Below are 11,516 nucleotides of genomic sequence, written 5' to 3' on the forward strand. Positions count from 1 at the left end.
ACAGATACCAGATTCGAGTAAAAATGATTATCGGTAAATTAACGCAGAGGACGCGGAGGCGCAAAGGCGCGGAGAAGATAAAATTTTCTGTTCGTCGCGAGTATTGAAATTGTGTACTCCAGGATTTCGCACTCCTGCGCTGACACACAAGAAACAGATTTTAAATCTCTGCGTCTCTGCGCCTCCGCGAACTCCGCGTGTGTGATCAACACGGTGGAAAGAGAGGCAAAAAAGGGGCCGGCGGCCCCCCTTTGCTGGTTATGCGCGGGTCCGTTCGCGGATTTCGTCCAGGCTCTTGCAGTCGATGCAGAGTGTGGCGGTGGGGCGGGCTTCGAGGCGGCGCACGCCGATTTCGATACCGCACTCTTCACAGTAACCGTATTCACCGTTTTCCAGGTTGACCAGCGACTCGTCGATTTTCTTGATCAGCTTGCGTTCACGGTCCCGGGTGCGCAGTTCCATGGTGAAATCCGATTCCTGGCTGGCGCGATCGTTGGGATCCGGGAAGTTGGCGGCCTCGTCCTGCATGTGATGGACGGTGCGATCCACCTCTTCCATCAGCTCGCGCTTCCAGTTTTGCAAGATTTCACGGAAGTGCTGCGACATCGGCTCGTTCATGTACTCCTCGCCCTTCTTCATTTGATAGGGCGTGATTTCACCGGCGTGTTCAGTGACCGATTTGCGCGCAGCCTTCTTTTTCGCGGTTTTCTTCGCGGTTTTCTTCGCAGTCTTTTTGGCAGTGGGCTTTTTCTTGGCTACCGCCTTTTTACTGGTCGTTGACTTCTTCGCCGCGGTCTTCTTTTTGGCCGCGGGTTTCTTTTTCGCCGTGGATTTTTTCGCGGCGGGCTTTTTCTTGGTGGTCTTCTTCTTCGCCGTCGCTTTCTTGGCGGTTTTCTTCTTCGCGGTCTTTTTCTTTGCGGCCATGTGCAATTGTCTCCCTGGCGACACTCTTGCGTAAAAATAACGCGCTTTTCTACCAGAATCCGTCCGGGGGTGCAATAAAAGCGGCGTCCCCTGGCGCTGTTTTTTTTGAGGGGGCGCTCAGGGGGTATTTAACCGCATGAAATTCATGGAAATATGCCGGTCCTGACAGGTGGCAAACGCGCCGCTTTCAGGTAAGCTGGCGCGCTTTTGAGGCAGCGCAAAGAGTGAAAAACGATGGCGGAACTGGCAGCACTGTTATTTGATGTGGACGGCACCCTGTCGAACACCGAGCGGGACGGCCACCGGGTGGCCTTCAACCGGGCCTTCGCCGAGGCCGGGCTCGACTGGGAATGGGATGTGGCCACCTACGGGGCGCTTTTGAGCATCACCGGCGGCAAGGAGCGGATGCGCCATTATCTTGAGCAGTATCAGCCGGCGGCAACGTTGCCCGGCGATCCCACCGAGTGGATTGCCGAGCTGCACCAGGCCAAGACCCGGCACTACGAGACCTTGCTGGGCGAGGGCGGCATTCCGCTGCGCCCGGGGGTCGAGCGGTTATTGCGCGAGGCGCGCGAGGCCGGTTACCGGCTGGCCATCGCCACCACCACCACCCCGGCCAATGTGACGGCCCTGCTGGAGAACGCCGTGGGGCCCGATGCGCTGCAGTGGTTCGAGGTGATCGCCGCCGGCGACGTGGTGCCGGCAAAAAAACCGGCGCCCGATATTTATGAGTACGCCATGGCGAAAATGGGGCTCGAGCCCGCCCGGTGCATCGCCTTCGAGGACTCGCACAACGGTATCCTGGCGAGCAAGGGCGCCGGGCTCAAGACGATCATTACGGTCAACGACTATACCCGGGACCACGACTTCGACAATGCGGAGCTGGTGCTGGACAGTTTCGGCGAGCCGCAGCAGCCGTTTCGGGTGCTGTCCGGATCGTCGTCGGTCATCGATGGGGCCCGGTATCTGGATATGGCGCTGGTCAAACGGGTGCATGCCGGCTAACGCGGTAATGCGATAACCACCGGACTCCCCGGGTTCAGGTGTTGTGTCGCGACCGGTTCGCTACCGGTTCAGTGTCTCCGGTCTCTTCGGTGGTGGCTTTTTCACCGCCGGTAGCCTTCGATAGCGCGCACAGGGTTTCTCTGTCCCGGTGACAGGGTTACAGTTCAGGTATGTCTGAGACGCCATCCCGTCGAATCGATCGTATCCAGCCTTTTCGGGTGATGGCTCTGCTGGCCGAGGCCCGCGAGCTGGAGCAACAGGGCCGGGATATCGTGCACATGGAGATCGGCGAGCCCGACTTTCCCACCCCGCCGCCGGTGGTCGAGGCGGCTACCCGGGCGATCGCCGACGGTAAGGTGCATTATACGCCAGCGGTGGGGCTGTCGGCCCTGCGCGAGGCGATCGCCGGGTTTTATCAGGACCGCTATGGCGTGTCGGTGCCGGCACAGCGGATCGTGGTCACACCGGGGGCATCCGGGGCGCTGCTGCTGGCCCTCGGGGTGTTGCTGGAACCGGGGCAGGGCGTGATGCTGGCCGATCCCGGTTATCCCTGCAACCGCAACTTTGCCCATTTTCTCGATGCCCGCGTGCAGCCGGTGCCGGTGCAGGCCGACACCGGCTATCAGCTGAGCCTGGCACTGGTACAACAGCACTGGCAGGCCGACACCCGGGTGGTGATGCTCGCCTCGCCGGCCAACCCCACCGGGACCCTGATTCCGTCCGCCGAGCTTGAGGCAATCATCGACTGGGTCGAGCGCCAGGGGGGCACGGTCATCGTCGATGAGATCTATCACGGTCTGATCTATGGCGAGAGCCCGCCGACCGCGCTGGGTTGCAGTGAGCGGGTGATTGTGATCAACAGCTTCTCCAAATATTTTGGCATGACCGGGTGGCGCATCGGCTGGCTGGTAGCCCCGGGCGAACTGATTCCGGGAATCGACAAACTGGCGCAGAATCTGTTTCTCTCCGCCTCGACCCCGGCCCAGCATGCGGCGCTGGCGGCGTTCGAGCCGCAGACGCTCGATATTCTCGAGCAGCGACGCGAGGCGTTCGAACAGCGCCGTGATTTTCTACTGCCTGCACTGCGCGAGATCGGTTTCGATATCAAGGTCGAGCCGCAGGGCGCGTTTTATCTGTATGCCGATTGCCGCCGGTTTACCGACGACAGCTTCGCCTTCGCACAAGCTCTGTTGCAGGAGATCGGCGTGGCGATCACGCCGGGCAACGATTTTGGCGATAACCAGCCGCAACGGCATGTCCGTTTTGCCTACACGACCTCGCTGGCGCGACTGCAAGAGGGTGTGCGCCGCTTGCAACAACGGCTGGCTCCCGATGGCTGAATCGCCCCGGACAGATCCCGTGCAACCTCTGGGCAGTCAGCGCGCGACGCGGATTTACCGGCGCACGGTGATCGTTTTGCAGTTGATCATGGCCGTGGAACTGGTGCTGACCCTGTATAACGGTTTGTGGATCAATGCGTTTCTGGTGGCGGCGATTATCGGCATCACCCTGTCGCCGGCGATGCTCGGGCGTCATTTCCGTGTCACGGTACCGGCGGAATTCCAGTTGCTGGCGGTCCTGTTTGTGTTCGCTTCCCTGTTTCTGGGGGAGATACGCCGTTATTACGATCGCCTCTGGTGGTGGGATATTGCCCTGCACACCAGTTCGGGACTGTTGCTGGGACTGCTCGGCTTTTTGTTGATCTATGTGCTGAACCAGAACCGACGCATCGATCTGCATCTGCGTCCGGGGTTTATGGCACTGTTTGCCTTTCTGTTCGCCGTGACCGTCGGGGCCCTCTGGGAAATTTTTGAATTTTCCATGGATCACTTTGTCGGCACCAATATGCAAAAGCCGATGCTTGGTGATGATACGGGGCTGACCGACACCATGTGGGATTTGATCGTGGATACCCTCGGGGCGTTGTTGATTAGTGTGTTCGGCTGGTGGTATATGAAGCGGGGGGAACGCTCCTTTATTGTCGACTGGATCGGCAAATTCACCGAACGTAATCCGCGGCTGTTCCGGCAAAACTGACCTGCCGAAAGTCAGGCGCGAAGCAGCCGGCGAGTCTCACCCCGATCCGGTAACCGGGAAGGCAGGTCTGTATGGGAGAGGTCGATGCGCCAATCGGCGGTTTATGAACAACCCCGCGCCCGGGTGATGACCCGGGTCAAACGCGTGCTGCTGTTTGCCCTGCTGTGGTGGCTGCTCACCGAGGGCAGGGCGGAGGCCTGGGGCATGGGGGCGGTACTGGTGGTGGCGGCGGCGTTGCTCAGCGTGTCACTGGCGCCCCCGGTGGCCTGGTCCTTGCCGGGCGCGTTGCGTTTTGTTCCCTATTTTATCTGGCGCTCCCTGGTCGGCGGCGTCGATGTCGCACGGCGTGCCCTGTCGCCCGCCCGGCCGTTGCAACCCGCTGTCATTGAATACCCCCTGCGTTTGGCGTTGCCCCGATCCCGGTTGTTCATGGCCGGGGTGATCAGTCTGCTGCCGGGGACCCTGTGCACGGAGATCGTGGACGACAAGCTGTGGGTGCATCTGCTGGATCGACGCGGCGATTTTCAACGCGATCTGGGGATTCTGGAACAGAAAGTGGCGGGGTTGTTCCGTGATGAAAACCGACCTGAAGAGGGTTAGCCGATGACCCTGGTCTATCTTGGCGGCGCGCTGTTTTTGCTACTGACACTGGTGGCGGGGCTGTGGCGGGTATTGCGCGGGCCGACTGCCGCGGATCGCATGCTGGCGGCGCAACTGTTCGGCACCACGGCGGTGGCCTGTCTGTTGCTGCTGGCCGAGGCGGACCGTGCGCCGGCGTTGCGCGATGTGGCCCTGGTCTTTGCGCTGCTGGCGGTGGTGGCGGTGGTCACCTTTGTGCGCCGTAACTGGCGCGCCGCCGGGGAGGATCTTGATGCTGATTGACGGGCTGAGCCTGCTCTTGCTGATCGCCGGGATGATCTTTTTTCTGGCCGGGACACTCGGTGTGTTGCGCTTTCCCGATGTGTATACCCGATTGCACGCCCTGACCAAGGCCGACAATGTCGGCCTTGGGTTGATCGTGGCGGCCCTCGCGCTGCAAGCCCCCGCCTGGGCGGTGGTCGGCAAACTGATACTGGTCTGGCTGCTGGTGCTGGTAGCCTCCACGCTGTCCTGTCATCTGGTCGCGCGCACCGCCCAACGCCGGGGAGTGACGCCGTGGCAATAGCAACCCTGCTGGGCTGGGCGCTGGACGGGCTGCTGATGCTGGTGCTGCTGTGGCTGGCCTGGCGAGTGCTGGCCTGCAAGGGGTTGTTCAGGGCGGTGGTGCTGTTCATCGCCTTCGGGCTGGTACTGTCGCTGGTCTGGGTGCGGCTGGATGCGCCGGATGTGGCCCTGGCGGAGGCGGCGATCGGGGCGGGCCTGACCGGCGCGTTACTGCTCTCGACCCTGGCGCGGCTCGACGCCCTCGATGCGAAACAGGACGAGGATGCGTCGTCATGACACCGCGCGGTGCAGCACCGTGGTTGCGGTTCAGTGTCGCACTGTTGCTGGTGGGGATGTTCGCGGCCCTGGCCTGGGTGCTGCTCGGCCTGCCGCCCCGCAGCGCCGGGCTGCAGCCGCAGGTGGCGGCGCAAATGGCGGTCAGCGGTGTGGACCATCCGGTTACCGCCGTGCTGTTGAATTTCCGCGGTTATGACACCTTGCTGGAAATGGCGGTGCTGCTGCTGGCCTGCCTGGGTGTCTGGTCACTCTCCCCGGCCGTGCCCCCCACCGACGAGACGCCGGGCGCCATGCTGGCGGCGTTGCCGCGACAGCTGGTGCCGCTGATGGTATTGATGGCCGGTTATCTGTTGTGGCGCGGGGCGACCGGCCCCGGCGGCGCCTTTCAGGCCGGGGCGGTGCTGGGCGCCGCCGGGGTGTTGCTGTTGCTGACTGGCTGGCGCCTGCCGGTGCGCTGGCAGGGATGGCGCCTGCGCCTGCTGCTGATCGCCGGGGTGGGGATGTTCGTGCTGGTGGCGCTGGCGGTGGTACCCGCCAGCGGCGTGCTGCTTGGCTACCCGCTGCCGGTCGCGGGCACGCTGATCCTGTTGATCGAGGCGCTGGCCGGCCTGAGCATCGGGGTCACCCTAATGGCGCTGTTTCTCGGCGGTGAACCTGGAGCGTCCCGATGAGCGTCGCCGTGCTCTATGCGGTGACCGGCCTCGGGCTGTTCAGCCTGGGACTCTACGCCCTGATCGTGCGGGCCCATCTGCTGCGCAAAATTCTGGCGCTGAATATCATGGGCAGCGGGGTATTTCTGGTGCTGACCGCACTGGCCCGCCGGGCGCCGGACGGGCCGCCCGACCCGGTGCCCCACGCCATGGTGATCACCGGTATCGTGGTGGCGGTGGCGGCGACCGCGCTGGCGCTGGTGTTGCTGCGTCGGGTTGTCGAAACCACCGGGCAGCCCCGTCTGCCGGATCCCGACAGCGAGTAACCGCGCATGGCTGCCGAGCATGTCAGTCTGTTGCCTGTGCTGCTGATTTTTTTGCCGCTCATCGGCGCGCTGCTGAGCTTTGTTTTTCGTCGCCGGGCCGCCGGGCTCGGGATTGCCACCGCCGTCGCCGTGTTTGTTATTGCCATCGCGCTGGCATTCAGTTTGACCCGGCCGCAACGCTATCCCGTCGGCGGCTGGGGTGCGCCGCTGGGGATCGATCTGGTAGTGGACGGGCTGAGCCTGATCATGCTGCTGATGAGCGCCACGGTCGGGTTGGGGGTGAGCCTGTACGCCGGTGGCTATTTTCACGCCAGGCCGCAACTCGCCCGCGCATTCTGGCCGTTGTGGCTGGGCTTGTGGACCGCGCTCAACGGGCTGTTTCTCGCCGCGGACATTTTCAATCTGTATGTCACCCTGGAGCTGCTCGGCCTGTCGGCGGTGGCGCTGGCGGCGCTGGGCGGCAGTGCCGCGGCCCTGGGCGGGGCGATGCGCTATCTGCTGGTCAGCCTGCTGGGATCGCTGCTCTATCTGCTGGGGGTGGCGTTGCTGTATCACGCCTTTGGCAGTGTCGATATCGCCTTGCTTGGCGAACGGGCGAGCGCGCAGCCGGTTACGCTGGCCGCGCTGGTGCTCATGACCGTTGGCCTGATACTCAAGACGGCGCTGTTTCCGTTTCATTTCTGGTTGCCACCGGCGCACGCCAGCGCCAGCTCGCCGGTCAGCGCCCTGTTGTCGGCGCTGGTGGTCAAGGCGTCTTTTTATATATTGCTGCGTCTCTGGCTGGAAATTTTCGAACCCCTGAATCCGGGCCGGGGCGTGACGGAACTGCTGGGGCTGCTGGGGGCCCTGGCGGTGTTGTGGGGTTCGCTGCAGGCGCTGCGTCAGACCCGGCTCAAATTACTGATCGCCTATTCGACGGTGGCGCAACTGGGCTATCTGTTTCTTGGTTTTCCACTGGCGGCGGCGGTCGGCCCCGCGGCGTGGCAGGCGGTGATCTATCTGGCGCTCTCCCATGCCCTGGCCAAGGCGGCCCTGTTCATGGCGGCCGGCAATATTGTGCTGTTCGGCGGCCATGATCGCATCGCCGATCTGGATCGGGTGGTGCAGCGCCTGCCGCTGAGTCTGGCGGCGTTTGCGATTGCCGGGATCAGCCTCATGGGACTGCCGCCCAGCGGCGGCTTTATCGGCAAGTGGCTGTTGCTGGAGGCGGCCATTGAAGCCGGCCAGTGGTGGTGGGTGGTGATCATTTTAATCGGCGGCATGCTGGCGGCGGCCTATCTGTTCAAGGTGATCGGCTTTGCCTTTACCCGCGCGCCGGTGTCGCACGAGGCCAACGCGGTGCCGCCGGTGATGGAGTGGACCGCACTGGTACTGGCCGTGGGGACGGTGTTGCTGGGGCTGTGGGTCAGCCCGCTACTGGCCTGGCTGGCAACGGGGAATCCGTTCGGGGTGGGGCCATGAATCACTGGTATGACTGGGTGCCGCTGATGTTGCTGGGCAGTTCGCTGCTGCCCGGACTGGTGATCTTCGCCTTGCCCGAACGCAGCGTGCGCCTGCGTACCGTGCTCAATTTGAGCGGGGCTGTCGTCAAACTGCTCCTGGTGGGCTGGATTCTGCGCCATATCTATTTTGATTACGCCGTACTTTTTGAAACCCGGCTGACCCTGATACCGCAACTCGATCTGGCGTTACGCATCGACCCGCTGGCCATGCTGTTTGTCACACTCTCCAGCGTATTGTGGCTGCTGACCACGATCTATGCCATCGGCTATCTGGAAGGCGCGCCGCATCGCAGCCGCTTCTTCGGCTTCTTCAGCCTGTGTGTTACCGCCACTGTCGGGGTGGCGCTGGCGGCCAATCTGTTTACCTTCCTGCTGTTTTATGAACTGCTGACCCTGTCCACTTATCCTCTGGTCGTACACCGCGGCAGCGACAAAGCACGCCGAGCGGGACAAAGTTATTTGATCTACACCATCGTCGGTGGTGTGTTGTTGTTGCTGGGCACGGTCTGGTTGTACACCCTGACCGGGAGTCTGGAATTCACGCCACGCGGCTTTGTGGCCGATCTGGAACAACGTCATCATCCGGCGCTGATCCTGATCTTTATTCTGTTAATCGCCGGACTGGGTGTGAAGGCGGCACTGGTGCCGTTACACGGCTGGCTGCCGCAGGCGATGGTGGCGGCAGCGCCGGTCAGCGCCCTGTTGCATGCGGTGGCGGTGGTCAAGGCCGGGGCGTTCGGGATCGTGCGCGTGGTCTATGAGGTGTTTGGCGTGCAGTTCGCTGCGTCACTGGGGGTGGCGGTACCGCTGGCGATCGTCGCGGCGATCACCATTATTTATGGATCGATCCGCGCGCTGTACCAGGACGATCTTAAACGACGTCTGGCGTTTTCGACGGTCAGCCAGGTCTCCTATATCGTGATCGGCGTGGCGCTGGCCGGCCCCGTCGCGGCGATCGGCGGCATCGTCCATCTGGTCCACCAGGGGTTGATGAAAATCACGCTGTTTTTCTGCGCGGGCAATCTGGCCGAAACCCTGGGCATTCACAAGATCAGCGAGATGTCGGGCGTGGGCCGGCGCATGCCCTGGACTATGGCGGCTTTCACCATTGGCGCCTTCGGCATGATCGGCCTGCCGCCGGTGGCCGGGTTTATCAGTAAATGGTATCTGAGCCTGGGGGCGATCGAGGCCGGCCAGGATTGGGTGATCGGGGTGCTGGTGATCAGCAGCCTGCTCAACGCGGCCTATTTTCTGCCGGTGCTGTATACCGCCTGGTTCGGTACTCCCCCCGAGCGATGGCCGCAGGCACGTGATTTCGGGCGCCGTGAAACCGCCCGGGCATTGTTGTTTCCCACCCTGGTGACGGGCGCCAGCGCGCTGCTGGTGGGGATTCTGGCGGCCACACCGTTCAGTCCGCTGGCGTGGGCCAAACTGATTATCGAGCGGGAGTTCTATTAGCCATGGCTCTGTTGCTCAATGTGTTGCTGGCACTGACCTTGTTGTGGCCGATCATCCTGGGATTATTGCGGGTTTACCCGCCAACCGCGTATGTCGCCCGTCGCCTGTTACCGCTGACGCTGTTTCTCCCCTTGCTGCTGGTCGTGTTGCCCGGCGTCGAGGCGGTCCTGCCATTGCCCGGGGTGTTGCTGGACAGTGTGCTCGCGCGCGATACCACGACGCGGCTGTTTTTGTTACTGATCGTGTTGCTGTTGGGGCCGGTGATGTTTCAGGCGCCCGCGATGCACGGTTCGGGTGGCCGGCGTTTGTTGTTTGAACTGTTATTGCTGTTGTTCATCACGGCGTTACTGGTGCTGGTGTTATCCGCCGGTGTGTTGCTGTTTTTCAGTGCGGCAACGCTGGCCGGTTATGCCCTCTACGGCATGTTGATGTGTGGCGCGTCGACGGCGGGACGACGGGCCGGGCATGTGCTGGTCGTGTTGCTGGTGATCAGTGATCTGGTGATCTTCGAGCTGTTGTTGCTGCTGGCGAAATTCGATGTCGATCTGGGTTTTGCCCCGCTGCGTCAAACGCTGGCCGGCATGCCCGATCAGATCTTCCTGTTCACCCTGATGTTGACGGGCTTTGGTATCAAGGCGGGACTGATCGGACTGCATCTCTGGCTGGCCCCGGTCTGGGTGACTGCCAGGCCCTTGCTGCGCCTGGCGGTGCTGGCATTCATGCTCTGTGCCGGGTTGCTGGCGTGGTTGCGACTGCTGCCGCTGGGGCAGTTGCACTGGCCGGCTGTCGGTCAGGTCGTGCAGTGGCTTGCGCTGGCGATGAGCGGTTATGCCCTCATCACGGGGTTGTTGCAATCGCGTCAGGCGGCCCGCTGGGCCCATGTTGTGCTGTTATTCTTCGGCCTGTGGCTTGCCGTGCTGGCAATGTTGTTGATTCGGCCCGAGTCGATCACGGCCTTCGCGCCGATCTGGCATTTTGTCCTGTTCGCCTGTGTGCCGGCGCTGGGAGCGCTGGCGCTGATCGGTCAATACCGCGCGCCGGCCACTCTATCTGGCTTCGCGGTGGTGAATCTGGTCATGGCCGTGTTGATGCTGCTGGCGGTTGTTCCGGCAAACGGTGGTCTATCCGGCATGGCCCTTTACGCCGGCGGGATGGCGGTGGTGGTACTCGCTATGCAGGCCCTCACCCGGCAGCGCGTGATGAGCAACGCAATGTCCCGCGGTACCCGGATTGCTGTATTGATCCTGCTGAATGCGGCCGCGCTAAGCTGGCTTGCCGGCGGGCTGCGCCTTTCAGTTGAAACCTTGTGGCCGGCGATCGGCTGGCTGCTCGGCGCGGCGCTGGCGGGTTGGCTGTTCGGCAAGCTCGGGCGTGGCCGGGCGAAACTGCCGCCGGGCGACATTCTGGTGATCATACGCCCCGTTCTGAACGGGTTCGTGGGCGGCGGTTACTGGTTGGGCGAGGTTGTGTTGCCACGCTGGCGCAGCGTGCTGATGCAACGGGTGCAACAGGGGTGGCAGCAACTGGCTCAATTAGCGATCTGGCAGGTGCTGGAGATACGTCTGGCTCGTTGGGAGACGGCCATACTGTTGTTGCTGATCGTGGCCCTGGTGATGAGTGTGTTCAGCGGATAAAAAAACGCCCCGCGGTGCGGGGCGTTTTATACGCTTCAGGTCAGGCGAGGAAAATTACTGATCGCCAAGCACCTTCTCTTGCAGTTCCGGGTTCTGCTGAACCGCGGCGAAGATCTGGTTGTATTCCTGAACAGACAGACCGGCGTCTTCAACAGCGCTGACCATGTTTTCCTGGGCTTCCTGCTGCAGTTCCTGGGCCTTCTTCGAATCTTCAACATTTTCCAGTTTGCCGGCGAACGATTCACGAATCGAGTTGACTTCGGCAAAAGCGTCCTTGAACTTGTTCAGGGAGGCCTCGTCAATATCCTTGGCGGCCGGCTGACCCCCTTGCTGCTGTTGCTGCTGGGCTCCACCCTGGGCCTGGGCGTAGGTGTTGGCGCTCATGCCCAGTGTCAGCCCCATACCGAACAGGGCCACCAGCAGTGATTTTCTGTTAATCAACATAATTTAAACTCCTCGGTTTATTTTGCACTCACCCGAACAGGTTGCAAGCACTGTGCCGGGTGAGTGCGAAATGTCTGGCAAAACTGTGAAAAATCG

Annotated in this window: 14 protein-coding genes; 12 read left to right on the forward strand and 2 right to left on the reverse strand. The window is 62.2% G+C overall.

Translation table 11 applies throughout. From position 1 onward, the window contains the following. Window positions 1-258: 258 nt before the first annotated feature. Window positions 259-924 carry an RNA polymerase-binding protein DksA gene (gene dksA / locus EDC23_RS14355; RefSeq protein ID WP_317622974.1) on the reverse strand — a complete coding sequence of 222 codons (666 nt, stop codon included), beginning with the start codon at window positions 922-924 and terminating at the stop codon, window positions 259-261. 234 nt (window positions 925-1,158) lie between these two features. On the opposite strand from dksA, the gene EDC23_RS04765 reads away from it, so the two are divergent. From EDC23_RS04765 to EDC23_RS04820, 12 genes are all read left to right on the forward strand, one after another. After that, on the forward strand, window positions 1,159-1,929 hold the full coding sequence (locus EDC23_RS04765) for an HAD family hydrolase (protein WP_134081709.1): 771 nt from the start codon (window positions 1,159-1,161) through the stop codon (window positions 1,927-1,929). 170 nt (window positions 1,930-2,099) lie between these two features. Then, window positions 2,100-3,269: a pyridoxal phosphate-dependent aminotransferase gene (locus EDC23_RS04770; RefSeq protein WP_134081711.1), complete on the forward strand. Its 1,170-nt coding sequence runs from the start codon at window positions 2,100-2,102 to the stop codon at window positions 3,267-3,269. Further along, window positions 3,262-3,966: a hypothetical protein gene (locus EDC23_RS04775; protein WP_134081713.1), complete on the forward strand. Its 705-nt coding sequence runs from the start codon at window positions 3,262-3,264 to the stop codon at window positions 3,964-3,966. The genes EDC23_RS04770 and EDC23_RS04775 overlap by 8 nt, the downstream gene beginning before the upstream one ends. A gap of 84 nt (window positions 3,967-4,050) precedes the next feature. Continuing rightward, entirely contained in the window at window positions 4,051-4,566 is a 516-nt protein-coding gene (locus EDC23_RS04780; protein ID WP_134081715.1) for a Na+/H+ antiporter subunit E, read from the forward strand. A 3-nt stretch (window positions 4,567-4,569) separates the two neighbouring features. Next, a complete protein-coding gene (locus tag EDC23_RS04785) occupies window positions 4,570-4,848 on the forward strand; it encodes a monovalent cation/H+ antiporter complex subunit F (protein ID WP_134081717.1) in 279 nt (92 codons plus the stop codon). Beyond that, the gene (mnhG, locus tag EDC23_RS04790; protein ID WP_208321281.1) at window positions 4,838-5,131 is read left to right on the forward strand and encodes a monovalent cation/H(+) antiporter subunit G; all 294 of its coding nucleotides are present in this window, start codon (window positions 4,838-4,840) and stop codon (window positions 5,129-5,131) included. Before EDC23_RS04785 ends, mnhG begins: the two co-directional genes overlap by 11 nt. After that, complete coding sequence (locus tag EDC23_RS04795; RefSeq protein ID WP_243830717.1) at window positions 5,122-5,406, forward strand: Na(+)/H(+) antiporter subunit B; 285 nt, start codon at window positions 5,122-5,124, stop codon at window positions 5,404-5,406. Before mnhG ends, EDC23_RS04795 begins: the two co-directional genes overlap by 10 nt. Next, window positions 5,403-6,077, forward strand: a complete 675-nt coding sequence (locus EDC23_RS04800) for an MnhB domain-containing protein (RefSeq protein ID WP_166668770.1) — start codon at window positions 5,403-5,405, stop codon at window positions 6,075-6,077. The genes EDC23_RS04795 and EDC23_RS04800 overlap by 4 nt, the downstream gene beginning before the upstream one ends. After that, window positions 6,074-6,382 carry an NADH-quinone oxidoreductase subunit K gene (locus EDC23_RS04805; protein WP_134081721.1) on the forward strand — a complete coding sequence of 103 codons (309 nt, stop codon included), beginning with the start codon at window positions 6,074-6,076 and terminating at the stop codon, window positions 6,380-6,382. Before EDC23_RS04800 ends, EDC23_RS04805 begins: the two co-directional genes overlap by 4 nt. A 6-nt stretch (window positions 6,383-6,388) precedes the next feature. Further along, entirely contained in the window at window positions 6,389-7,843 is a 1,455-nt protein-coding gene (locus EDC23_RS04810; RefSeq protein ID WP_134081723.1) for a complex I subunit 5 family protein, read from the forward strand. Further along, window positions 7,840-9,342, forward strand: a complete 1,503-nt coding sequence (locus tag EDC23_RS04815; RefSeq protein ID WP_134081725.1) for a complex I subunit 5 family protein — start codon at window positions 7,840-7,842, stop codon at window positions 9,340-9,342. The genes EDC23_RS04810 and EDC23_RS04815 overlap by 4 nt, the downstream gene beginning before the upstream one ends. Window positions 9,343-9,344: 2 nt before the next feature. Beyond that, window positions 9,345-10,976, forward strand: a complete 1,632-nt coding sequence (locus tag EDC23_RS04820) for a hypothetical protein (RefSeq protein ID WP_134081727.1) — start codon at window positions 9,345-9,347, stop codon at window positions 10,974-10,976. 54 nt (window positions 10,977-11,030) lie between these two features. Here EDC23_RS04820 and EDC23_RS04825 read toward each other — a convergent pair whose 3' ends face one another. Next, the gene (locus EDC23_RS04825; RefSeq protein WP_134081729.1) at window positions 11,031-11,420 is read right to left on the reverse strand and encodes a DUF4168 domain-containing protein; all 390 of its coding nucleotides are present in this window, start codon (window positions 11,418-11,420) and stop codon (window positions 11,031-11,033) included. Between the last annotated feature and the right edge of the window lie 96 nt (window positions 11,421-11,516).

The organism is Thiohalophilus thiocyanatoxydans (genome assembly GCF_004366735.1).
In the GTDB taxonomy this organism is placed as follows: Bacteria; Pseudomonadota; Gammaproteobacteria; order UBA6429; family Thiohalophilaceae; genus Thiohalophilus; species Thiohalophilus thiocyanatoxydans.